We start from the raw sequence: 23,421 nt of genomic DNA, 5'->3' as shown, positions 1-23,421 counted from the left end.
ACAAGGGCCGCCGGATCGCGATGATCCGGCGGCCCTGGTCACTCGGTGAACTCAGTAGCGGTAGTGCTCCGGCTTGTACGGGCCGTCGACATCCACGCCGATGTACTCGGCCTGATCCTTGGTGAGCTTGGTCAGCTCGCCGCCGAGGGCCTCGACGTGGATCTTGGCGACCTTCTCGTCGAGGTGCTTGGGCAGGCGGTAGACCTCGTTGTCGTACTCGTCCGGCTTGGTCCACAGTTCGATCTGGGCGATCACCTGGTTGGAGAAGCTGTTGGACATGACGAACGAGGGGTGGCCGGTGGCGTTGCCGAGGTTCAGCAGGCGGCCCTCGGACAGCACGATGATCGACTTGCCGGACTCCTTGAACGTCCACTCGTCGACCTGCGGCTTGATGTTGATCCGGGTCGCGCCGGAGCGCTCCAGGGCGGCCATGTCGATCTCGTTGTCGAAGTGACCGATGTTGCCGAGGATCGCGTGATCCTTCATCGCCTTCATGTGGTCGAGGGTGATGATGTCCTTGTTGCCGGTGGAGGTGATGACGATGTCGGCGTCGGCGATCGCGCCCTCCACGGTCACCACGTCGTAGCCGTCCATCAGCGCCTGCAGCGCGTTGATCGGGTCGATCTCGGTGACCTGCACCCGGGCGCCCTGTCCGCCAAGGGATTCCGCGCACCCCTTGCCGACGTCGCCGTAGCCGCAGATCAGCACCTTCTTGCCGCCGATGAGCACATCGGTGCCGCGGTTGATGCCGTCGATCAGCGAGTGGCGGGTGCCGTACTTGTTGTCGAACTTGGACTTGGTGACCGAGTCGTTGACGTTGATCGCCGGGAACACCAGCTCGCCCGCGGCGGCGAACTGGTACAGCCGCAGCACGCCGGTGGTGGTCTCCTCGGTGACGCCCTGCACCGAGTCGGCGATGGCGCTCCACTTGCCCTTGTCCGACTCGAAGCGCTCGCGCAGCAGGTTCAGGAACACCTTGTACTCGGCCGAGTGGCTCTCGTCCTCCGGCGGAACCACGCCCGCCTTCTCGAACTGCGCGCCGCGCAGCACCAGCATGGTGGCGTCACCGCCGTCGTCGAGAATCATGTTGGCCGGCTCGTCGGGCCAGGTGAGCATCTGCTCGGCGGCCCACCAGTACTCCTCCAGGCTCTCGCCCTTCCAGGCGAAGACCGGGGTGCCCTTTGGCTCGTCGACGGTGCCGTTCGGCCCGACCACGACGGCGGCCGCGGCGTGGTCCTGGGTGGAGAAGATGTTGCAGGAGGCCCAGCGAACCTGCGCGCCGAGCGCGACCAGGGTCTCGATCAGCACCGCGGTCTGCACGGTCATGTGCAGCGAGCCGGAGATCCGCGCGCCCTGCAGCGGTAGCACCTCGGCGTATTCGCGGCGCAGCGCCATCAAGCCGGGCATCTCGTGCTCGGCGAGCCGGATCTCCTTGCGGCCGAATTCGGCCAGCGCCAGATCTGCCACCTTGAAGTCGATGCCATTGCGGACATCGGCGGTGAGTTCAGTTCGGGCGGGAAGTTCTGAGGTCGTCATAGCCTCTATCTGCCTCTCCTGGAAAGTCGGTACCAACACGCAAGGTTAGTCGCTGGCGCGGCGGGTGGGTACACTGTACTCACCCTTGCTAGCTTGGCGCGATGCCGAACCTTCGCACCCTCGTCACGACCGCTGTCGCCGGCTCGCTCGTGCTCGGCCTCGGCGCCGCCTGCGACAGCCGATCCGACTCGTCACCGGCTACCCCGCCGCGAACGGTGGAGCTGCAAGCCCACCGCGGCGGGCGCGGTCTCACCGCCGAGGAGTCGCTGGCCGGCTTCGGTAAGGCGATCGAACTCGGCGTCAGCACACTCGAACTGGACATCGTGCTCACCCGGGACAAAATGCCGATGATCTGGCACGACCCGACCGTGCTTGCGACCAAGTGCGCGGACACCGCGCCGGTCACGCCGGACGATCCGCAGTTCCCCTACGTCGGCAAGCTGATGCACGACCTGAGCTACGCGCAGACCCAGACCCTGGACTGCGGCAAGGCACTGGCCGACTTCCCGGGCCAGCAGGCGGTGCCCGGCAACCGGATAGCCACGCTGCCCGCGCTGTTCGATCTGGTGAAGACCTACCGCGGCGCGCACCCGCGCTACAACATCGAAACGAAAGTGGAAGCCGAACATCCCGAGCAGTCCGCCACGCCGCAGGAGTTCGTCGACGTCATCCTGAGCACGGTCGCCGCGGCGGGCGAGACCGGCGATGTCGACATCCAGAGCTTCGACTGGCGTTCACTTCCGCTGGTGCGCAAGGCAAGTCCGACCATCCCGCTGATCGCGCTCTACGACGACACCACCTTCGTCGCCGGCTCGAAGTGGCTCGGCCCGATCCGCTTCGAGGACTACGCGAACGATCCGCTCGGCGCGGTGCGGGCGCTCGGCGCGAACGCCGCCTCGCCCGGCTACTCGGTTCCCTACGGCCGCAAGGCCGGTGAAGCCGGTTTCACGCTGGTGGCGGACAAGACCTATGTCGAGCGCGCGCACGAGCTCGATCTGAAGGTGGTCCCGTGGACGGTGAACGACAAGGCCACCATCGCCGCGCAGATCGACACCGGCGTGGACGGCGTGATCACCGACTACCCCGACCGCATGCGGGAGGTCTTGCAGGAGAAGGGATTACCCCTGCCTCCCGCCTACCGCCGCTGAGCCGGGGCAGCCGGTCGGCTACGCGGCGCCGGACTCCGGCACGTCGGACTCCGCCTGGTCCGGCTGCGCCGGATCACCCTTGGCCGAGTTCGCCTGGGCCGCACCGTTGATCGTGGCGACGGTGCCGTACTGCTCCAGCAGGCGGCGCCGCTTGCGCGGATGGATGTTCGCCTTGGTGACGTCGCCGCCGTAGTGCGCGAGCACCCGGTGGTCCATGATCGCCCGCCACAGCGGCGGCACGGCCGCGAACAGGATCATGGTCGCGTAGCCGGCGGGCAGCTGCGGCGCCTGCATCGAGCTGCGCAACGTCTGATACCTGCGTCCGGGGTTCGCGTGGTGGTCGCTGTGCCGCTGCAGATGGAACAGGAAGATGTTGGTGACCAACCGATCGCTGTTCCAGCTGTCGCGCGGCGAGCAGCGCGCGTAATTGCCGTTCGGGCGCTTGGCCCGCAGCAGGCCGTAGTGCTCGATGAAGTTCACCGTCTCCAGCAGCGACGCGCCGATCGCCGCCTGCAGGATCAGCCACGGCAGGATGCCGACGCCGAACAGCGCCATCATCGTGCCGAACAGCAGCACGCTCATCGACCACGCCTGCAGGATGTGGTTGTGCACGCTGAACCAGCGCAGGCCCTTGCGTTCCAGCCGCACCTTCTCCAGCTGGATGGCCGAGCGGAAGCTGCCGAACACGCTGCGCGGCAGGAACTCCCACAGCGTCTCGCCGAGCCGCCCGCTGGCCGGGTCCTCCGGAGTCGCCACCCGGACGTGATGCCCGCGATTGTGCTCCACGAAGAAATGCCCGTAGAACGACTGCGCCAGCGCGACCTTGGCCAGCCAGCGCTCCGCGTGCTCGACCCGGTGCCCGAGCTCGTGCGCCGCGTTGATGCCGATGCCGCTGACGAAGCCGAGCGTGGCCGCCAGGCCGAGCTTGTCGACGATGCTCAGCTCGTGACCCGCCCACATGGCGCAGGCGATCAGCAAGCCGATCAGTTGAACAGGAAGGAAAAGATAAGTGCACCACCGGTAGTACCGGTCGTTGCTCAGCAACTCGTAGTCCTCATCGCGCGGGTTGGTGCCGTCCTCGCCGACAACCCAGTCCAGGACCGGGATGACGATCAACACGATGATCGGACCGATCCACCAGAACACCTTTGCGCCCGTTTGCAACACAAGTTGCGAGGGCAAGAGTGCGCTCAGTGGAGCGATCAAGCCGAAAACCCATAAGTGTCGTTTGGGATCAGAAGATACCGCCGGTTTGCCAACCGTTTGCACGTTTGCCCCGCTAAATAGGAACCCTAACTCCGATGTACGAGAATAGTTCCAGACTGTACGGCCGTTTCGCAGAACTTGGCGGCCGAAACGTGATGAGGGTTACATCCATGGCAGTTGGTTTTTAAGCGGGCTCACAGACGCTTGAAGTCCTGGCTTACTTGGTGCAAACAGACTGGGGTACTTCGGGGTTCGATCAGTGATCGATCCTGGCCGCCAGAATCGCTTCCACGTACGGACTCAGCAACGCACTCAACTCACCCGGCGCATCGCGCGCCGGATCCGGCGGCGTCGGGATGTAGCTCATCGCGATGCGGACGAGCGCGTGCGCGATGACGTCCGATTCGGCCGCGGTCGCGGCGACCCAGCTGTGCTGGAAAGCCAGCGACAGCCGCCGGGTCGCTTGGTCGAGCAACGGTCCAGCATCAAGGGTGATGAGCCGCAACAGATCCAGTTTCACCTCGCCGGCGAGCAGTGACTGCACCAGTGGATCGGCGGCGGCGTCGACGAAGAAATTCGTCATGCCCTCACGGAAGGCGGCGCGGACATCGCCGACATTGCCGGCGATGGCCGCGTCGACGTGATCGACCAGATCGTCGGCCAGGCGCAGCGAATACGCCTGCGCCAGGCCACTGCGGGAACCGAACTCGTTGTAGAGGGTCTGCCTGCTCACGCCGGCCTTGGCCGCCACATCACCCAGGGTGATCTTGGACCAGTCCCGTTCGGTGAGCAGTTCGCGCATCGCCCCGAGGACGGAGGCGCGCAAGAGTTCACGCGCCGCCTCCTGATAGGGGATGCGGGTTCCGGAGCGCGGCATACCGGCGACCCTGTCACGGGTGGTTCCCGCAGTCAAAACCTCACGACCGTTCGATTTCGACCATGTAGAAGTCCGCCTTCGCCGCGCCGCAGTCCGGGCAGGTCCAGTCGTCCGGGATATCGTCCCAGCGGGTGCCCGGCTCGATCCCGTCCTCCGGCCAGCCTTTGGCCTCGTCGTATTCGAAGCCGCACTGAATGCACTGAAAGAGTTTGTAATCATTCATTTGACGGCTCCCGTCGGTTCGAAATCGATCTTCTCCCGCACACCGCAGTCCGGGCAGCACCAGTCGTCGGGAATATCCGCCCACGGCGTTCCCGGGCGAAATCCTTCGTGCGGCGCACCTTTCGCCTCGTCGTAAACGTAATCGCAGACGGGGCAGCGATAGCGATTCATGCCCGCGCCCCGCCGGTCGCGGCGCCGCCCTGGTAGTGGGCGATCACTTTGTCCCGCTTGGCCGGGTGGATGTTCGCCAGCGTGATGTCCCCGTGATAGTGCGCGAGCACCCGCTTGTCCATCACCCGGCGCCACAGCGGCGGGAAGTAGGCGAGCAGGATCATGCTGGCGTAACCGCTGGGCAGGTTCGGCGCGCCGTCCCAGCTGCGCAGCGTCTGGTAGCGCCGGGTCGGGTACGCGTGGTGATCGCTGTGCCGCTGCAGGTGGTACAGGAAGATGTTGGTCACGATGTGGTCGCTGTTCCAGCTGTGCACCGGGGCAGGCCGCTCGTAGCGCCCCGACGAGGTGCGTTGCCGGACCAGGCCGTAGTGCTCCAGATAGTTGACCGCCTCGAGCAGGCTGAAGCCGATCACCGCCTGGAGAACCAGGTACGGCAGCAGGGCGATGCCGAAGATCGCCACCAGCACCGCGTACAGCACCGCGGACATGAACCACGCGCTCAGCACCTCGTTCTTCGGGCTCCACCATTTCTTGTCCAGTCGCGCGAGCCGGGTCCGCTCCAAACGCAGCGACGACGTCAGGCTCCCCCACACGGTGCGCGGCCAGAACGCCCAGAAGCTTTCGCCGACCCGCGAACTCGCCGGATCCTCGGGCGTCGCGACCCGTACGTGGTGGCCGCGATTGTGCTCGATATAGAAATGCCCGTAGAACGACTGGGCCAGCGCGATCCGGGACAGCCAGCGCTCCAGCTGAACCTTCTTGTGCCCCAATTCATGTGCGGTGTTGATGCCGATGCCGCCGAGCATGCCGACGGTGATCGCCAGGCCGATCTTGTCCACCAGGTGCAGGCCGTTGTCGAAACCGAGCCAGCTCACCTGATCCGCGGTGATCAGATAGCAGGCCATGACCAGCGACGCGTATTGGAACGGCAGATACAGGTAGGTGAGATAACGGTAGTACCTGTCCTGCTCCAGGTACTCCATCACCTCGTCCGGCGGATTGTCGCCGTCCGGCCCGAAGAATATGTCCGCCAACGGAATCAGCAGATACACCAGGATCGGTCCGAGCCAGAACGGCACCTGCGCCAATCGATGCCAGCCAATGGCGTTGAGCGCCAGGATCAGTGGGATACCGATCGTGAAAAGACCGGTGGGAGCGAACAATCCCCACAGCCACATATAGCGCTTGCGATCGCGCCAGTCCGGGGTGGCCACCGGTTTCGCGGACGTGTCGGCGTCGGTCGACATCGTTGTCTCCAATCCAAAAGCGGCACGTCACGTGTGACGTGCGTTACCTCTGAGATGGACGATAGAGATCGATTTGTCGTTTGTCTAGACAAATCAGCTGATTTGTAAAGCAACCTGCCCGACGCAGACGAAACACCCCGGTCAGCGCGGTGGCCGACCGGGGTGCGGGGTGTCCAGCGGGGTTAGCGCAGCAGCACGTCGGCGTTCGCCGGCAACGCGTCGATCGGCCACCAGCGCAGATCGGTGGACTCCGCGCTGCGCACCGGCACCGCGCCCGCCGGCGCGGTGATCCGGAACAGCAGGTCGAGATGCCTGGTCGGCAGCCCGAGTGAACAGGTGATCGGATGCGCCTGCGCCCCATACAGTTCCGGCTCCAGCCGCAGTCCGGCGATGCCCGACTCCTCGGTCGCCTCGCGCAGCGCGGCGCCGGCCACCGTGTCGTCGCCCTCCTCGCAGTGCCCGCCGAGCTGGATCCAGCTGCCGACCCGCGGATGCAGGGTCAGCAGGACCGCGCGCTCGTCGTGCGAGAAGACCACCGCCGAGGCGGTGATGTGCCCCGGCACGTGCTCGCGCAGGCACCCGCGCGGCGCCGACCCGAGGAACGCGAGCATGGCCTGGCGCAGCGATTGGTCCGAATTCGCGGCGGGAGACCAGGATTCGAGCAACGCCGTGGCCGACGCGTGCAGCGAATCAGCGGTCACAGTTCGACCAGCCCGAAGCCGGGAGCGGGTGTCGGCCGCGGCGTGAGCGGCTCGGATGGGTGGCCGATGGCGATGGCGCCCAACGGATTCCAGTCCTCGTCGAGACCGAGCACGTCCCGGGTGACCTCCGGCGCGAAGATGGTGGAGCCGATCCAGCAGCTGCCGAGCCCCTCGGTCGCCAGCGCGACCAGCAGGCCCTGCACCGCCGCGCCGACCGCGACGGTGAACATGGTGCGCTCGTTCGCCCGCCGCCGCTCGTCCGGATAGTCGTGCGCGCCGTCCGGCACGCAGAACGGGATGATCACCTCGGGGGCGTCGAAAAGGATTCGGCCACGGGCGATCCGGCGCTCCACCCGATCGGCGGGCAGCCCGTCGGCGGTGAGATCGGCACGCCACTTCGCGGTCATCGCGTCCAGCAGCCGCGCCCGCAGTCCCGGTTCGCGCAGCCACACGAACCGCACCGGACGGGTGTGATGCGGCGCAGGCGCGGTCAAGGCCACCGCGACCGCGGCCCGGACCCGCTCGGGATCGACCGGCTCGTCCGCGAACTGACGGATCGAGCGGCGCAGCAGCACCGCCTCGCGCCGGCCCTGCTCGATCGCCTCGGCGGTGCCGAGCCAGAACAGGTCGTCGGTGCCGCCGCGCAGCAGATCGACGGCGCTGGAGCCGTCGTCGGTGACCGGCAGCCCGCGCACCACCGCGACCGGCACGCCGCCGAGCTTGCCCTTCACCAGGTCCGCCGCGGCGGCCAGTTCGTCCGCGATCGCCACCTGGGTGACGTGCAACTCGTTGCCCTGCCCGTCGATCGCGCCCGCGTAGTCGTGCAGCACGCGCAGGCCGGCGGCGCCGATCGCGGTGTCGGTCTGGCCGTTTCGCCACGCCCGGCCCATGGTGTCGGTGACGACCACGGCGACCCGCACGCCAAGCCGCTCGGCCAGCGCCGAGCGCAGGGCCTTCGCGCTGGCGTCCGGGTCGGCGGGCAGCAGCACCAACTCGCCCTGCTCGACATTGGACCCGTCGATGCCGGACGCCGCCTGCACGATGCCCAGCTTGTTCTCGGTGATCAGGGTGCGGCCCTTGCGCGCGAGCACCCGCACCGCCTCCTGCTCGACCAGGGCGCGGCGCAGCGCGTCGCGTTCCTCCGGATCCAGCGGCGCCTCGACGATGCGGCCCTCGGCCTTGGCCACGATCTTGCTCGTCACCACGAGCACGTCGCCGTCGGCCAGCCAGGGCGCCTGCGCGGCGATGTGCTGGGCCAGATCGTCGCCGGGCCGGAACTCCGGCAGGCCGGTGATCGGCAGGATGCGCAGCTCGCCCGCCGCGTGATCGATGGTCATTACGACTTCACTCCCGCGAGGTCAAGGGCCTCCCGCACCATCTCGGCGGTGGTCGGCGGATCGGTCATGAGCAGCGGCACGCTGCGTACCTCGACACCGGGCACGTCGGCGGTGTCGGTGGTGTGGATCAGCCACCCGTCCAGGATTCCGGTGGCCGAGCGGGCGCCGTAGTAGCGGCCGATCGCCTCGGCGGTCGTCTCGACGCCGATCACCGACAGACATTCATCGGCCATGCCGCGCAGAGGTTTACCGTCGATCACACCGGATATACCGATCACTTTGGCCTCTGTGGTGCGTAACGCGCCGCGAATCCCAGGCACCGCCAGGATGGCGCCGATGCTCACCACGGGGTTCGACGGAGCGAGCAAGACCACATCCGCGGACTCTATGATCTCGGTCACATTCGGGGCTGGTTTGGCGTCCTCCGCCCCAATTGTGGCGAATCCATGGGTCTCGATGTTCGCGCGGTAGCGAACCCACCACTCCTGAAAATGGATCGCGCGACGTTCGCCAGGGTTGTCCGGGTCGCTCACAACGACATGTGTTTCACACCGATCGTCGGTTGCCGGGATCAGTTTCACGCCGGGCTGCCACCTGTTGCAGAGCGCCTCGGTCACCGCGGACAGCGGGTACCCGGCACGCAACATTTCGCTCCGGATCAGATGCGTGGCGAGGTCGCGATCGCCGAGCCCGAACCAGTCCGGTTGCGCCCCGTATTCGGCCAGCTCCTCCTTGGCCTGCCAGGTCTCGCCGGGCCTGCCCCACCCGCGCTCGGTATCGATGCCGCCACCCAGGGTGTACATGCAGGTGTCGAGGTCAGGACAGATCCGAAGGCCATGCATCCAGACGTCGTCGCCGACGTTCACGATCGCGGAGACGTCGGCATCGGGCAGCAGTTCCCGGACGCCCTGGAGGAAGCGAGCGCCGCCGACACCCCCGACCAGGACGGCAATCCGTGGCCCGCCGACGGGTTCGGTGTCCGCTTGAAGGGAAGTCACATCCGCACAGCCTATGCGCTGCCGGACCGGGCGATGTTCCGGCTATAGTTGCTGGTCATTTGCCCTACTCCGACTCAAGATCATCTTCGAAAGCGTTCGCGGATAGTAACGGAATAGCGACGGCCGCTTGACCATCGACACGTCCGGCGTGTCTAATCACAGTCATGTCATTTCGGGTTCGCGCGAGAGTGCAAGGCGCGAACGGCTTTTCGAACAGATGTTCGCATCGAGATGACGAGCTCGGGGACGTCCGCGGGACAACGTCGCGGGGTATGGCCGTCGGTAAGCGTGTTGGTCCGACGGATCGAATCATTCTGCGCTAACACACAGTGAGGAGGCGGAGCGATGGCCAACGAGATGGTCTCGCCGACCGATTCCACAGCAGGCGCAGCACGTGGCGTCTGCGCAGAAAACGGCTGGATAGAACGCGAGGGGGGTGACGAGGACTTGACGCCCGGGCTCAGCACGGGCGACGAGAACTCGACTCCCCGGCTCAGCCTGGTCGTCACGGGCTTCGACGAGATGTTCGAATCCATCGAAGAGCAGTGGCAGGAGCGCGCCCTGTGCGCGCAGACCGATCCGGAGGCGTTCTTCCCAGAGAAGGGCGGCTCGACCCGCGAGGCGAAACGGATCTGCATGGGCTGCGAGGTTCGCGACGAGTGCCTGGAATACGCACTCGCCCACGATGAGCGCTTCGGCATCTGGGGTGGCCTCTCCGAGCGAGAGCGCCGCCGCCTCAAGCGCGGCATCGGCTAGTCGACCTGGGTTGACCCCCGAGTTATCCGCACCCGCGAGAAGTCGCTACGGCGACAACAGTTCTCGCGAACAGCCGGGTAGCTCCGGGGGTACGCCCGAGCCCCTGCCCACGGTCCGTCGGCCGACTGGGGCAGCACTGGGTGCGCAGGCACCGAACGGGCTGACTAGGTTTTAACCCATGGCACGTTCCCGTAATCGTCGTCCGCCGACCGCCCGGTCGGTGATCCGCCGTGGTCGCGGGGTGCGTGGGCCGATGTTGCCGCCCACGGTGCCCGCCTGGCGCACCAGGGGGCAGAAGTTCGACCGGCTGGTGCTGGAAGCGTTTGCACCGCTGGACACCCGCTGGCACGATCGCCTCACCAAGCTCGACATCGCGGTCGACGATGTGCCGAAAATCCGTCCGCTGCATCCCGATTCGGTCACCTGGCCGGACGAGGTGGTGGCCGACGGCCCGGTGCCGCTGTCCCGGCTGATCCCGGCGGGCGTGGACCGGCACGGCACCGCCACCCGGGCGCGGGTGGTGCTGTTCCGCAAGCCGCTGGAGCTGCGCGCCAGCGATCCCGACGACCTGGTCGACCTGCTGCGCGAGGTGCTGGTCCAGCAGATCGCCACCTATCTCGGCGTCGATCCGGACATCATCGACCCGGAACCCGAATAGAAATCGCACCAAGCCGCCCGCACTTCGGTAACGAATGTTGTTGCGAGCAGCGATAACTGATTACCGACACCGAGTGCGCGGCCCGCAGACCGTACACTCACCCGACCTTCGGCCGATCACCCGGCCGAGGCTCCTTCGCCCGCCCGCGGTGGCCGCCGCGTGGCGGGAGTTTTTGCCCGAATCCTGAGCGTGTCTATCCACATCGGCACGCCAGGAGGGTTACTCTCATCGGCGTGATCCCCATGCGTCGTTGTTGCCGACCAGGTTGCAAGAATCCGGCCGTCGCGACGCTCACCTATGTGTACTCGGACTCGACCGCCGTGGTCGGACCGCTCGCGACCGTCGCCGAACCGCACTCCTGGGATCTCTGTGAAACGCACGGCTCGCGCATCACCGCCCCGAAGGGCTGGGAGATGGTCCGCCACGAGGGTGGATTCTCCTCCAGCACACCGGATGACGACGATCTGACCGCGCTCGCCGAGGCGGTCCGCGAGGCCGGCCTGCGCCGCCGCCCGCCGGAACAGGATCAGCGCGGCTACCGCGACTACGCGCCGCCGCCGCAGCGCACCACCCGCACCGGGCGCCGGGGACATCTGCGCGTACTCCCCGACCCGCCTTCCTGACGAACCCGGGACCGGGTCAAACCGTTGCCGCGCAACCATTAGGGTGGTGGGCATGACAGTCGCCCGCTCTGCCGAATTCGTCAACGCGGTGATCAAGGCCTACGACGTTCGCGGGGTGGTCGGTGAACAACTCGACGCCGAATTCGTCAGGGACATCGGCGCCTCGTTCGCCCGGCTGATGCGCGCCGAGGGCGCGACGCGGGCGGTCATCGGACACGACATGCGCGAGTCCTCCCCCGAGCTGTCCGCCGCGTTCGCCGACGGCGTGCTCGCCCAGGGCCTCGACGTGGTGCACATCGGGCTGGCGTCCACCGATCAGCTGTACTTCGCCTCCGGCAGCCTGAACTGCCCCGGCGCCATGTTCACCGCGAGCCACAACCCGGCCCGCTACAACGGCATCAAGATGTGCCGCGCCAAAGCCATTCCGGTAGGCCAGGACACGGGCTTGGCGACGATCAAGAGCGAGGTCGCCGAGGGCGTCCCCGGTTACGACGGGCCGCCCGGCACCGCGACCAGCGTCGACCTGCTCGCCGACTACGCGGCGTTCCTGCGCGACCTGGTCGACATCGGCGGGGTCCGCCCGCTGACCATCGCGGTGGACGCGGGCAACGGCATGGGCGGGCACACCGTGCCCGCCGTGTTCGACGCGCTGCCGCAGGTGACCATCGTGCCGCTGTACTTCGAGCTGGACGGCTCGTTCCCGAACCACGAGGCCAACCCGCTCGACCCGAAGAACCTGGTCGATCTGCAGGATCTGGTGGTCAAGTCCGGCGCCGACATCGGCCTCGCGTTCGACGGCGACGCCGACCGCTGCTTCGTGGTGGACGAGAAGGGCGACCCGGTGTCCCCGTCCACCATCACCGCGCTGGTCGCCGAGCGGGAACTGGTCAAGGAACCGGGCGCGGTCATCATCCACAACCTGATCACCTCGCACGCGGTGCCCGAGCTGGTCACCGCGCTCGGCGGTACCCCGGTGCGCACCCGGGTCGGTCATTCGTTCATCAAGCAGCAGATGGCCTCGACCGGCGCGGTGTTCGGCGGCGAGCACTCCGCGCACTACTACTTCCGCGATTTCTGGGGCGCCGACTCCGGCATGCTCGCGGCGCTGCACGTACTGGCCGCGCTCGGCGAGCAGGACCGGCCGGTGTCGGAGCTGATGGCGGCCTACGAAACATATGCGGCCTCCGGAGAGATCAATTCCACAGTGCCGGACGCGAAGGAGCGGACGATGGCTGTGGTGGAGGCATTCGGGGATCGGACGATCTCGGTGGATAGGCTGGACGGCGTGACCGTCCAGCTGGCCGACGACGCCTGGTTCAATCTGCGCGCGTCGAATACCGAACCGCTGCTCAGGCTGAACGTCGAAGCCAGATCGCCGGAAGAAGTAGACGCACTCGTAACAGAGATTCTGAGCATCGTCCGCTCCTGACTGGAATAGTGGAATCACAGGCCTTGGATTCGCCCGACTCGGGCCCGGCGTGGCAGCTGACCCGGGAGCGAGCGAGGGCGGAAACGACTCAGCGCGATGAGGGGAGGTGGGACGCCCGATGATCGCTGGAACACCGGTTCTCGACCTCGATGACGCCGCTTCGCTGGAGGCGGCCGATACCGGCGGCGCCCTGCGCTCGGCCGCCTCCGGCGGCGCTCAGGTCCGTGCCACCGCGGCGGCCGTCGGTGAGGACGCGCTCGCGCGCCTGGACGGACTGCGGCCGCGCAGCCTCGTACTCGTCTCCGGCTCCGGCCGCGCCGCGCGCGCCGCGAGCCTGCTGGTCGCCGCGCTCGGCGATCGGGCAGGCCTGCCGGTCGTGCCCGTCTCCGCGTTGCCGCCCTGGGTCGGCCCGCTCGACGTCGTCCTGGTCGCCGGTGACGATGCCGGCGATCCGCGCCTGACCGACGCGGTGGACCGGGCGCTGCGCCGCGGCGCCGAGGTGGTCGTCGCGGCACCCATCGAGGGACCGATGCGCGCCGTCGCGGCCGGCCGGGCGGCCGTGCTGGCCCCGAGGGTCCAGGTGCTCGATCACAACCGGCTGCTGCGCTTCCTGGCCGCGGGCATCGCCGTGCTGCGGGCGATCGACCCGTCCCGCAGCGGCGCCTTCGTGCCCGACCTCACCGACCTGGCCGATCTGCTCGACGCCGAGGCGTTGCGCGCGGGCCCGACCAACGAGGTCTTCCGCAACCCGGCCAAGACCCTCGCCTCCCGCATGCATCAGCGCGGCGTCGTGCTGGCCGGCGATTCCCCCGCCGCGGCCGAGCTGGCCGGGCACGGCGCCGAGGTGCTGTTGCAGTCGGCCGGACGGGTCGCCACCGCGGTGGATCTCGCCGAGGCGGTCGCCGCCAGGTCTCGAATGGTCGAGGCCGCAGGCGAATCCGCGCCCGGCTTCGATCCGATGTTTCACGACGAAGAGCTCGACGGACCGGTGCAGGTGGAGCGCATCCGGGTGTTCGTGCTCAGCGCCGACGCCGACCAGTCGGTCGTGCGCCGCCGGATCGCCGTGTTCGGCGGCACCGGGTCCGGCCTGGTCGACGCCGACCTGGTGAACGCCGAACTCGACCTGCTGCACACCGGGCTGATCGACCCGTCCGTGCCCGCACCGGCGCGGCCCGAGGAACCGGTTCCCGGTTCCGGCGGGGAACTCGAACAGCTCGCCGTGCTCGCGGTGCGGCTGGAAATGGCCGCCGCCTACCTACGGCTGATCGGAACTCGCGGCACCGCGACCGACAGCCAAGGGCAGTTCGGGGGAAGCTACTAGTGCACGAACTCGTTGGTGCGCTGCGCTCGTATGCCTGGGGCTCGCGCACCGCGCTCGCTCAGCTGTGCGGCAGGCCCGTCCCGTCCGCCCACCCGGAGGCCGAACTCTGGTTCGGCGCGCATCCCGCCGATCCCGCGCACGTCCTGATCGACGGCGACTCGCGCTCGCTGCTCGATTTCGTCGCCGACGATCCGCAGCGCGAATTGGGCCCGGCCGCCGGGGAATTCGGCGGCAAGCTGCCGTTCCTGCTGAAGATCCTGGCCGCCGAGGAGCCGCTGTCGCTGCAGGCGCATCCGAGCACCGCGCAGGCGCGGGCCGGATTCGAACGGGAAAACCGCACCAAGGTCCCGCTGGACTCGCCGATGCGCAACTACCGCGACGACAACCACAAGCCGGAGCTGGTGGTGGCGCTGGATCGGTTCGAGGCGCTGGCCGGCTTCCGCGACCCGCACCGCACCGTCGAACTGCTGCGCGCGTTGCAGGTGGACGGGCTCGCGTCGTTCGCCGACCTGCTTGCCGCACAACCGGATTCCGACGGCCTGCGCACCCTGTTCACCACCTGGATCACGCTGCCCCAGCACGTGCTCGCCACGCTGCTGCCCGAGGTGCTCGACGGCTGCGTGCGATACCTGTCCGGAAAAGGCAAGCGCGAGTTCACCCCGGAGGCGCGCACCACGCTCGAACTCGCCGAGGCCTACCCCGGCGACGCCGGCGTGCTCGCCGCGCTGCTGCTGAACCGGCTGACCCTGGAACCGGGCCAGGGCCTGTTCCTCGCGGCCGGCAACCTGCACGCCTACCTGCGCGGACTCGGCGTGGAGATCATGGCCAACTCGGACAACGTGCTGCGCGGCGGCCTCACCCCCAAGCACGTCGACGTGCCGGAACTGCTGCGGGTACTCGACTTCGAGCCGATCGACCTGCCCGTGGTGCTGCCCGAACCGGCCGGCGACGGCTCGGTCCGCTACCGCACCCCCGCACCGGAATTCGAACTGCGCCGCTTCGACCTCACCGAGGGCTCGGCCCAGGTCCCGCTCACCGCCGCGGGTCCGGGCATCGTGCTGTGCACCTCGGGATCGGTGCGGCTGGGTAACGGCGCGTCCGAACTGACCTTGGAACGCGGTGCCGCGGCGTGGATCTCGGCCGCCGACAGCGACATTCAGGCGCGCGCGCTGAACGGTCCGGCTCAGCTGTTCTGCGCCTGCGTCGGCAAGGTCTGATTCCGGCCAGCGGTCGCGTAGCGCGATGATCGGTCGGGCATCGGGTACTCCGCACACCGGCACACGCTAAGTTAGCCAGGATCGGGCAATTCGGAGAGAGGACGTCCAGGGCATGTCGGCTGGTGGTGGCAAGAAGGCGATTCTCGCCGCGTTGTCGGCGAACGCGGGGATCGCCGTGGCGAAGTTCGTCGGTGCGCTGATCACCGGTTCGGGGTCGATGCTCGCCGAGGCGGTGCACTCGGTCGCCGACACCGGCAACCAGGCGCTGCTGCTGCTCGGTCAGCGCCGCGCCGCGCAGGAGGCGGACGCGCTGCACCCGTTCGGGTACGCGCGCAATCGCTACTTCTACTCGTTCATCGTGGCGCTGGTGCTGTTCACCCTCGGCTCCGGATACGCGCTCTACGAGGGCGTGCACAAGATCCAGCATCCCGAGGAGCTGAGTTCGCCGATCGTGGCGATCGTCATCCTGCTCATCGCGATCGCGCTGGAGTCCTACAGCTTCATGACCGCGATGCGGGAATCCGCGCCGCTCAAGGGCGACGCGAGCTGGTGGCGGTTCATCCGCAACTCGCGCAGCCCGGAACTGCCGGTGGTGCTGCTGGAGGACACCGGCGCGCTGATCGGCCTGGTGTTCGCGTTCGCCGGCGTCGGGCTGACCATGCTCACCGGCGACGCGGTGTGGGACGGCGTCGGCACCCTGGCCATCGGCATCCTGCTCGGCGTCATCGCCATCGTGCTGATCATCGAGATGCAGAGCCTGCTCATCGGTGAGGGCGCGACGCCCGCCGAGGATCGGCTCATCCGGGAGAACCTGGTCGACGGCGATCGGATCGACCGGGTGATCCATCTGAAGACCCAATACCTCGGTCCCGAAGAGCTTTTGGTGGCCGCCAAGATCGGCGCGGTGCCCGGGCTCGACGTGGCTCAGCTCGCCGCCGCCATCGATGACGCGGAGGCGCGCGTCCGGGCCGCGGTCCCGGCGGCGCGCGTCATGTACCTCGAACCCGATCTCTATCGCACCGAATCCGTCCACCGCTAGGACTGTCGAAGCAGGTCCAGCGGGTCAGCGCCGATGCCGAAGCGCCGGCGCAGCACGTGGCGGGCGGCGTGCAGGCCGGACATGCCGTGCACGCCGGGGCCCGGCGGGGTGGACGACGAGCACAGGTACACGCCGGGAAGCGGTGTGGCGTAAGGGTTCCAGCGGGCGGTCGGGCGGAACGCGAACTGGCGCAGGGTCATCGCGCCCGCCGAGATGTCGCCGCCGATGTAATTGGCGTTGTGTGACGGCATTTCGGCCGCGGTGTAGACGTGCTTGGCCAGGATGAGGTCGCGGAAGCCCGGTGCGAAGCGTTCGACCTGGGCGATCACCGCCTCGCTGACGTCACGGGTGGAGCCGTTCGGCACGTGCGCGTAGGTGTAGAAGGTGTGCTTGCCCTCCGGCGCCCTGGTCGAATCGACGACGCCGGGCTGGATGGACAGCACATAGGGCCGTTCCGCGTGCCGCCCCGCGGCGACCGCGCGCTCGGCGGTCATCGCCTCGGCACGGGTTCCGATCAGGTGCAGGGTGCCGGCCCGGTCCAGGCCCTCGGCCTGCCACGGCACCGGGCCGTCCAGCGCGAAGTCGACCTTGCACGCCGCGCCGCCGTAGCGGAAACTCCGGAGCCGCTCGGCGTATCGGTCCGGGAGCCGGTGGCCCGCGATCCGCAGCAGTTCCGCGGGCGCGAGATCGAGCACGACCGCGCGGGCGTCGTCGAACTGGCCGAGCGAATCGATGCGGTGGCCGGTGTGGACCCGGCCGCCGAGGCGTTCGAGTTCGGCGATGAGCGCGTTCGGGATGGCCTGGCTGCCGCCCTTGGGGATCACCCAGCCGCCCGCGTGCGCCAACGTGGCGAGCAGCAGGCCGGCACCCGCGGCGGGGATGCGTCGCGGCGGGGTGATCGCGTGCGTGGCCACACCGGTCAGCAACGCGGGCGCGATATCGTCCCGAAACCTGGTGTTCCACAACGGCGATCCCTGCTCCAGGGTCCGCAGCCCGAACCGCGCCGCGGTCAGCAGGTCCTTGGGCGGGCGGCGCAGATCCGACATCGCGAGGTCGACGACCGCCTCCCAGTGCGGCACCAGCGGTCCGAACAGCGAGCGCCACGCGTCGCCGTCGCGACCGAGTCCGGCGGCCGTCCGCTCCAGATCGTGCCAGGCCACCCCTGCCGCACCGCCGTCCATCGGATGCGCGTAGGAGGCCTCCGGCGTGAGCAGTTCGACGCCGTGCGCCGCCAGGTCGAACGCGCGAAAGAACGGGGACGCCAACGCCATCGGATGCGCGCCGGCACACACGTCGTGCTGAAATCCGGGCAGCGTCAGTTCGGCCGTGCGCGATCCGCCGCCCGCGGCGAACTCGGCCTCGTACACCTCCACCGACAGTCCGGCCTTCGCCAGAATCACCGCGGCGGCGAGACCATTCGGCCCGGAACCGACGACCACAACATCAGGCATGTCCCCACGCTACCGATCCGGCTTCGGCCGCAACCGAAATGCGCGTCCGATCACAGCGGCCGCGCTACGCGGAATCCGCGCCGACCGCGGCCAGCCATTCCGCGACCAGGATTTCCAGGCGCCGTTCGCGCAGCTCCGGCCGGAGCCGGCCGCCGCGGTCGAGGGTCGCCAGGCCGTGCATCGCGCTCCAGGCCACCTCGGTGCGGGCCCCGAGGTCCGCCTCGTCGACGAACGGGCGGAACAGGGCCTCGAGTTCGGCGAAGGCGTCGATCAGCGGCTGCGGCGCGTCCAGGCCGAAGACGAGGTCGACGTTCATCATGAACATCGCCTCGTAGCGGGCCGGGTTCGCGGCGGCGAAATCCAGGTATGCCTGGGTCACGCGGTACAGGGCGTCGGCCGGACCGGTCGCCGCGGCGTGGGCCCGCCGCAGCACGGTGGTCAAGTCGGTGATGCCCTGCAGGGCCACCGCCGTCACGATGGCCGACTTGCCCTCGAAGTGGCTGTACAGCACCGGCTGGCTGTACTCGATGCGCTCGGCCAGCTTGCGCACGGTGACCGCCTCCCAGCCCTGCGCCTCCGCCAGTTCACGCGCGGTATCGATGATCTGCTGATGCCGTTCGGCGCGTTCGCGCTCCTTGCGGGTCTGGGGGCTCATGACCCAAATACTAGCAGTGCTAGACAACCTATCGAAGCTCCGTTATGGTTGCTCGTGAACCTAGCAACGCTAGAAATCAAGGCATCACCGCATCAAGGAGCAGCACCATGACCACCTCGCGCATCGCCACCGCCCTGTCCCTCGCCGGCGCGGCCTTCATCCTCTACATCGGCATCAGCTACCTGTTCGCTCCCGGCACCATCGCGCCCGGCTTCGGCCTGCCCGCCTGGCCGGACGGCGAGGCCGCCGCGTTCATGAACCTGAAGGGTGTGCGCGACACCGTCTTCGGCGTGCTGATCCTGGTCCTGCTCGCCGCGAAGCAGCGCTACGCGCTCGGCATCGCCACCCTGGTCATCGCCCTGGTCCCGGTCGGCGACATGCTCACCGTGCTCAGCTGGAGCGGCTCCACCGCCGCCGCCTTCGGCATCCACGGCCTCACCGCCGCCCTCGTTTTCCTCACCGGCGCCCTCCTCCTGCGCGAACACCGGCTCTCGGCCAAGACCACCCCGCAACCCGTCGCCGTCCCCGCCTGACCCCCGAATCCCCCGTCCGGTACCGGCATCCCGCCGGTACCGGACGTTTCCGTGCCCAGACCCGTTCGCACAGAAGGCCTTTCCGTGACCCACGACACACCGCGATGAATTCCCCGGCGCACCGCCGTCGATATCCCTGAACGCATAACAAAGCACAGGAGACCACCATGCCGACCAAGCCGCACGGCCCCGCGTCCTACTTCCCCGCCATCGAAGCCAAATACGGCCGCACCATCGATGACTGGAAAACCGCGATGCACGAGTCCGGTCTGACCTCCCACAAGCCTCTGGTCGAATGGCTCAAAACCGAACACGGCCTCGGCCACGGCCACGCCACCGCCCTCACCCAACACCACCTCAACCCGGAAAAGTGGGCATCCTGACCCCGACTGCCACAGTCTGAGGATCGGTCGACTGCCCATGTCCGCGTTCGACCTGCAGTCCTGACCCTGGACATGGCGAAGGGCCCGCAGATCCTGCGGGCCCTTCGTGTTTCACCGAGCAGTTAGGCCGAGACCAGGTCCTTGGTCTCGGGGTCCTGCTGCGGGGGCGTGCCGTGGTCGTTATCGACCATGGTTTGTTCGTCGAAGGGGAGTTTGCGGTCGAGGACCTCGCGGGTGCGGTCGGCGTCGATGGTCTTGGTCCAGGTGCCGATGAGCACGGTGGCGACGGCATTGCCGGAGAAATTGGTGAGCGCGCGGGCCTCGGACATGAAGCGGTCGATACCGACGATCAGGCCGACGCCGTCGAGCAATTCGGGGCGATGGCTCTCCAGGCCGCCGGCCAGCGTGGCCAGCCCGGCGCCGGTGACCCCGGCCGCGCCCTTGGACGCCACGATCATGAACAGCAGCAGGCCGATCTGCTCGCCGATGTTGAGCGGTTTGCCCATCGCGTCCGCAATGAACAAAGACGCCATTGTCAGGTAAATTGCAGTGCCGTCCAGATTGAACGAATAACCGGTCGGCACAACCACACCTACGGTCGTCCGCTCGACGCCCATGTGCTCCATCTTCGCGATCAACCGAGGCAACGCCGACTCGGACGACGAGGTCGCGAGGATCAGCAGATATTCGCGGGCCAGGTAGCGGACCAGTTTCAGCACCGACACCCGAGCAACGAGCCACATCATCACCCCGAGCACGCCGAACACGAATATCAAGCAAGTCAGGTAGAACGCGATCATCAACGTTGCCAGTTTCAGCACGGCGTCCAGACCACTCTTACCGACCAGATTGGCGATCGCGCCGAACGCACCGATCGGCGCCAGCCACAGAATCATCACCAGCACGCGGAACACGAGCTTCTGCAGCAACGCGACGCCACGCACGATCGGCTCGCCGGATTTGCCCATGGCCTGTACCGCGAACCCGACCAGCAGCGCGATGAACAGCGCCTGCAACGTGCTGCCCGAGGTCAGCGAGGACAGCATGGTCGTCGGGACGATGCTGGTCAGGAAGTCCCAGGTGCCGCCGGCACTGTGCGCCGTCTTGGCCAGGTCCTTGCCCGCGTTGACGGTCTTGCCGAGGTTCAACCCGGTGCCGGGCGAGATCACATTGCCGACCACGAGCCCGATCACCAGCGCGACCGTCGACATCACCATGAAGTACGCGATGGTCAACCCGCCGACCTTGCCCACGGTGGCCGCCGAGCGGATCGATCCGATGCCGAGCACGATGGTGCAGAAGATGACCGGCGCGATCATCATCTTGATCAGGTTGACGAAGATGGTGCCGAGCGGAGCGACCGAGACCCCGAACCCCGGTGCGAGCCAGCCCACCAGAATCCCCGCGATGACCGCGACGATCACCGCCAGATACAGCCAGTGGGTGCGGTCACGCTTGCGTGCGGGTGCTTCGGGTGTTGCTTCGCTCATGCGAGTTGATGTCCTCCGAGGTGGTGCCGACGTGAGGTGCCTCACGCCCTCCAGGCAGAATGATGGCGGTCCGGGTGACGCCGGTCACGGTTTGGTGCATTACGTTCAGCGGAGGAAGGCAGCCAGTGAGACGCGGTCGGCTATCCCTGGCCGGTCAGGCCTTCGCGCTACAGCTGATCGTGTTGACCCTGATGGTCGCTGTCGGCGCGGTCCTCGCGGTGCTCGACGCGCGCCATCACAGCGACGTGACGACCACCCGAGAAGTGCGAGATGTCGCGGTGAGCGTCGCTGAGGCGCGCTCCACGCTGAGCGCCGTCTACACCCCCGATCCCACCGCCCTGCTGCAGCCGGTGACCGAGCGCATCCGCGAGGCGACCGGCATGGACTTCATCGTCGTCATGGCGCCGGACCGCACCCGCTACACGCACACCAACCCGGACATGATCGGCAAGCCGTTCAGCGGCAACATCGACCGCGCACTGGCCGGGGAGACGTTCACCGAGACCTTCACCGGCACGCTCGGCCCGTCCATCCGCGCGGTGACGCCGGTCTATGACGGCGGGCGGGTGGTCGCGCTGGTGTCGGCCGGGGTGACCCGCGCCAAGATCGGCGACCAGGTCGCGACCCAACTGCCGCTGATCCTCGGCGTCGCGGCGGCGGGGCTGGTGGTCTCGGGCAGCGGGTCGTTCCTGCTGAGTCGCCGGCTGCGCAGGCAGACACACGGCCTCGCGCCGGACGAGTTGCGCGCCATGTACGAACAGCACGACGCGGTGCTGCACTCGATCCACGAGGGACTCGTGGTGTTCAACATGGCCGGCGAGCGCGCCGAGGTGGTCAACGACGAGGCGCGCAGGCTGCTCGAACTGCCCGAGGGCGAGGTGCGCCGCGGCGACCTGCCTACCTCCATACAGCAGATGAGCTGGGGCGTGGTCCGCGACGAGATGCACGTGACCGGCGACCGGATCCTGCTGATCAATCAGGACATCGTCACCTGGGAAGGACGGCCCATCGGCACCGTCATGACCATCCGCGACCACACCGAATTGCGCGCGGTGATGGGCGAACTCGACTCGGTGCGCAGTTTCGCCGAGTCGCTGCACGCGCAGGCGCACGAATCGGCCAACCGGCTGCACACCGTGGTCACCATGGTCGAATTGGGCCGCTACCAAGCGGCGGTGGACTTCGCCACCTCCGAACTCCAACTCTCCCAGGCACTTATCGATAGGCTGCTGGACGCGGTCGGCTCGCCCGCGCTGGCCGCGCTGCTGCTCGGCAAGGTGAATCAGGCGGCCGAGCGCAGCATCGAGTTGACCATCACCGAGGAGACCGCGCTCGACTCCATCGAGCCGCTGTCCCCGCAGGAGACGGTCACGCTGGTCGGCAACCTCATCGACAATGCCATCGACGCCGCCGCCGAGAGCCCGTCCGGCTGGGTGGAGGTGACCGTGCGGCACGCGGATCAGGTGACCGGCGAGGCCGCCGAAGCTGTTTCGCCGGACCACCATTCGGCGCTGTACGTGCGCGTCGCGGACAGCGGGCCCGGGATGTCCGAGGAGACATTCGCGCGGGCTTCGCAGCGCGGTTATTCGACCAAGGCCGACCATCACGGGCTCGGCCTGGCACTGGTCCACCGCCTGGTGGCCCGGCACGGGGGGACCATTCGTACCGAACTAGATCCGGAAAGCGCGGTAACCGTGACGATTCCGCGAAAGGACGCACAGTGATCCGAGTGCTGATCGTCGAGGACGAACCGCTCATCGCCGAGGCACACCGCGCCTATGTGGACCGCATCGAGGGCTTCACGCCCGTCGGCGTGGCGCACACCGGTCGCGAGGCGATGCGCGCGGCCGCCGACGCCGCGGCCGAGAACACGCCGATCGACCTGGTGCTCATGGATATCGGGCTGCCCGATGCCAGTGGCCTCGACGTCGCCGCGGCCCTGACCGGACTCGCTCCGCGGCCGGACGTCATCGCCATCACCTCGGCCCGCGACCTCGCCATGGTGCGCACCGCCGTCTCGCACGGCGTTGTCCTCTATCTCTTGAAGCCGTTCACCTTCGCCGCGTTCCGGGACAAGCTCGACCGCTATCGCGAGTTCCGCACCGCCCTGCCCGCGGGCGAGACCGCGGTCTCCCAGCACGACATCGACCGCGCGCTCAGCGCGCTGCGCACCCCCGACCAGCGCGCCACCACCCCGAAGGGCGTTGCGCCGCAAACCCTCGACGAGATCTCCCGCACCGTCCGCGCCGCACCGGAAGGAATCACGGCCGCGGACACCGCGACCACCATCGGCGTCTCCCGGATCACCGCCTGGCGCTACCTGGAGAAGCTGGCCGACGACGGATTGGTCACCCGCCGTTCGGATTACGGTCGCGCGGGCCGCCCAAAGACCCGCTACGTCTGGAAAACCAAAGCGTGACCTA

At 68.0% G+C, this 23,421-nt stretch carries 24 protein-coding genes; 12 read left to right on the top strand and 12 right to left on the bottom strand.

All coding sequences use genetic code 11. The features are described 5' to 3' along the window. Positions 1-51 precede the first annotated feature (51 nt). Positions 52-1,536 carry an adenosylhomocysteinase gene (gene ahcY / locus ACFQ9K_RS27420; protein WP_378722747.1) on the bottom strand — a complete coding sequence of 495 codons (1,485 nt, stop codon included), beginning with the start codon at positions 1,534-1,536 and terminating at the stop codon, positions 52-54. Positions 1,537-1,637: 101 nt separating this feature from the next. Between ahcY and ACFQ9K_RS27415 the strand changes: the two genes are divergently transcribed. Then, the gene (locus tag ACFQ9K_RS27415; protein ID WP_378722748.1) at positions 1,638-2,684 is read left to right on the top strand and encodes a glycerophosphodiester phosphodiesterase family protein; all 1,047 of its coding nucleotides are present in this window, start codon (positions 1,638-1,640) and stop codon (positions 2,682-2,684) included. 18 nt (positions 2,685-2,702) lie between these two features. Here ACFQ9K_RS27415 and ACFQ9K_RS27410 read toward each other — a convergent pair whose 3' ends face one another. The 8 genes from ACFQ9K_RS27410 to cofD all read right to left on the bottom strand — a co-directional run bounded on the left by ACFQ9K_RS27410 (position 2,703) and on the right by cofD (position 9,443). After that, on the bottom strand, positions 2,703-3,953 hold the full coding sequence (locus tag ACFQ9K_RS27410) for an alkane 1-monooxygenase (protein ID WP_378722750.1): 1,251 nt from the start codon (positions 3,951-3,953) through the stop codon (positions 2,703-2,705). A gap of 193 nt (positions 3,954-4,146) precedes the next feature. Then, positions 4,147-4,767, bottom strand: a complete 621-nt coding sequence (locus ACFQ9K_RS27405) for a TetR/AcrR family transcriptional regulator (protein ID WP_378722751.1) — start codon at positions 4,765-4,767, stop codon at positions 4,147-4,149. A gap of 40 nt (positions 4,768-4,807) precedes the next feature. Continuing rightward, positions 4,808-4,990, bottom strand: a complete 183-nt coding sequence (locus ACFQ9K_RS27400) for a rubredoxin (RefSeq protein ID WP_378722752.1) — start codon at positions 4,988-4,990, stop codon at positions 4,808-4,810. Next, positions 4,987-5,160 (bottom strand): rubredoxin, encoded by a 174-nt coding sequence (locus ACFQ9K_RS27395; protein WP_378722753.1) that lies wholly within the window; start codon positions 5,158-5,160, stop codon positions 4,987-4,989. Before ACFQ9K_RS27395 ends, ACFQ9K_RS27400 begins: the two co-directional genes overlap by 4 nt. After that, positions 5,157-6,407, bottom strand: coding sequence for an alkane 1-monooxygenase (locus tag ACFQ9K_RS27390; RefSeq protein ID WP_378722754.1), 1,251 nt, complete (start codon positions 6,405-6,407; stop codon positions 5,157-5,159). The genes ACFQ9K_RS27395 and ACFQ9K_RS27390 overlap by 4 nt, the downstream gene beginning before the upstream one ends. A 182-nt stretch (positions 6,408-6,589) precedes the next feature. Beyond that, positions 6,590-7,108 (bottom strand): NUDIX hydrolase, encoded by a 519-nt coding sequence (locus tag ACFQ9K_RS27385; protein ID WP_378722755.1) that lies wholly within the window; start codon positions 7,106-7,108, stop codon positions 6,590-6,592. Then, entirely contained in the window at positions 7,105-8,445 is a 1,341-nt protein-coding gene (locus ACFQ9K_RS27380) for a coenzyme F420-0:L-glutamate ligase (protein WP_378722756.1), read from the bottom strand. The genes ACFQ9K_RS27385 and ACFQ9K_RS27380 overlap by 4 nt, the downstream gene beginning before the upstream one ends. Further along, positions 8,445-9,443: a 2-phospho-L-lactate transferase gene (gene cofD, locus ACFQ9K_RS27375; protein ID WP_378722757.1), complete on the bottom strand. Its 999-nt coding sequence runs from the start codon at positions 9,441-9,443 to the stop codon at positions 8,445-8,447. The genes ACFQ9K_RS27380 and cofD overlap by 1 nt, the downstream gene beginning before the upstream one ends. Positions 9,444-9,965: 522 nt before the next feature. Here cofD and ACFQ9K_RS27370 point away from each other — a divergent pair. From ACFQ9K_RS27370 to ACFQ9K_RS27340, 7 genes are all read left to right on the top strand, one after another. Next, positions 9,966-10,199, top strand: a complete 234-nt coding sequence (locus ACFQ9K_RS27370) for a WhiB family transcriptional regulator (protein ID WP_029901515.1) — start codon at positions 9,966-9,968, stop codon at positions 10,197-10,199. Positions 10,200-10,377: 178 nt separating this feature from the next. Next, positions 10,378-10,857, top strand: a complete 480-nt coding sequence (locus ACFQ9K_RS27365; protein ID WP_167768837.1) for a metallopeptidase family protein — start codon at positions 10,378-10,380, stop codon at positions 10,855-10,857. 242 nt (positions 10,858-11,099) lie between these two features. Further along, on the top strand, positions 11,100-11,480 hold the full coding sequence (locus ACFQ9K_RS27360; protein ID WP_150402868.1) for a DUF3499 domain-containing protein: 381 nt from the start codon (positions 11,100-11,102) through the stop codon (positions 11,478-11,480). A 52-nt stretch (positions 11,481-11,532) separates the two neighbouring features. Continuing rightward, on the top strand, positions 11,533-12,909 hold the full coding sequence (locus ACFQ9K_RS27355) for a phosphomannomutase/phosphoglucomutase (RefSeq protein ID WP_378722758.1): 1,377 nt from the start codon (positions 11,533-11,535) through the stop codon (positions 12,907-12,909). Positions 12,910-13,027: 118 nt separating this feature from the next. Next, a complete protein-coding gene (locus ACFQ9K_RS27350) occupies positions 13,028-14,230 on the top strand; it encodes a tobH protein (RefSeq protein WP_378722760.1) in 1,203 nt (400 codons plus the stop codon). After that, complete coding sequence (gene manA, locus ACFQ9K_RS27345) at positions 14,230-15,447, top strand: mannose-6-phosphate isomerase, class I (RefSeq protein ID WP_378722761.1); 1,218 nt, start codon at positions 14,230-14,232, stop codon at positions 15,445-15,447. Before ACFQ9K_RS27350 ends, manA begins: the two co-directional genes overlap by 1 nt. 112 nt (positions 15,448-15,559) lie before the next feature. Beyond that, positions 15,560-16,486: a cation diffusion facilitator family transporter gene (locus tag ACFQ9K_RS27340; protein ID WP_378722762.1), complete on the top strand. Its 927-nt coding sequence runs from the start codon at positions 15,560-15,562 to the stop codon at positions 16,484-16,486. Here the strand turns inward: ACFQ9K_RS27340 and ACFQ9K_RS27335 are convergent. Further along, complete coding sequence (locus ACFQ9K_RS27335; RefSeq protein WP_378722763.1) at positions 16,483-17,937, bottom strand: phytoene desaturase family protein; 1,455 nt, start codon at positions 17,935-17,937, stop codon at positions 16,483-16,485. The two genes, ACFQ9K_RS27340 and ACFQ9K_RS27335, sit on opposite strands and share 4 nt — an antisense overlap. Before the next feature lie 64 nt (positions 17,938-18,001). Further along, positions 18,002-18,592: a TetR/AcrR family transcriptional regulator gene (locus ACFQ9K_RS27330; protein ID WP_378722764.1), complete on the bottom strand. Its 591-nt coding sequence runs from the start codon at positions 18,590-18,592 to the stop codon at positions 18,002-18,004. A 107-nt stretch (positions 18,593-18,699) separates the two neighbouring features. Here ACFQ9K_RS27330 and ACFQ9K_RS27325 point away from each other — a divergent pair, with 107 nt between their 5' ends. Together ACFQ9K_RS27325 and ACFQ9K_RS27320 are read left to right on the top strand one after the other, a co-directional pair. After that, positions 18,700-19,125 carry a DUF4267 domain-containing protein gene (locus ACFQ9K_RS27325; RefSeq protein WP_378722766.1) on the top strand — a complete coding sequence of 142 codons (426 nt, stop codon included), beginning with the start codon at positions 18,700-18,702 and terminating at the stop codon, positions 19,123-19,125. A gap of 167 nt (positions 19,126-19,292) precedes the next feature. Continuing rightward, the gene (locus ACFQ9K_RS27320) at positions 19,293-19,508 is read left to right on the top strand and encodes a DUF4287 domain-containing protein (RefSeq protein WP_378726938.1); all 216 of its coding nucleotides are present in this window, start codon (positions 19,293-19,295) and stop codon (positions 19,506-19,508) included. A gap of 122 nt (positions 19,509-19,630) precedes the next feature. Here ACFQ9K_RS27320 and ACFQ9K_RS27315 read toward each other — a convergent pair whose 3' ends face one another. Further along, positions 19,631-20,998 carry a cation:dicarboxylate symporter family transporter gene (locus ACFQ9K_RS27315; protein ID WP_378726936.1) on the bottom strand — a complete coding sequence of 456 codons (1,368 nt, stop codon included), beginning with the start codon at positions 20,996-20,998 and terminating at the stop codon, positions 19,631-19,633. Between the two features lie 125 nt (positions 20,999-21,123). Here ACFQ9K_RS27315 and ACFQ9K_RS27310 point away from each other — a divergent pair, with 125 nt between their 5' ends. Continuing rightward, on the top strand, positions 21,124-22,722 hold the full coding sequence (locus ACFQ9K_RS27310; protein ID WP_378726934.1) for an ATP-binding protein: 1,599 nt from the start codon (positions 21,124-21,126) through the stop codon (positions 22,720-22,722). Beyond that, positions 22,719-23,417: a response regulator gene (locus ACFQ9K_RS27305; RefSeq protein ID WP_150402427.1), complete on the top strand. Its 699-nt coding sequence runs from the start codon at positions 22,719-22,721 to the stop codon at positions 23,415-23,417. Before ACFQ9K_RS27310 ends, ACFQ9K_RS27305 begins: the two co-directional genes overlap by 4 nt. Positions 23,418-23,421: the final 4 nt, after the last annotated feature.

The sequence above is a fragment of the Nocardia sp. NPDC056564 genome (assembly GCF_042793755.1).
GTDB lineage: Bacteria > Actinomycetota > Actinomycetes > Mycobacteriales > Mycobacteriaceae > Nocardia.
The sequence above is the reverse complement of the archived record's forward strand: the minus strand, read 5'-3'. Positions and strand labels throughout refer to the sequence as shown.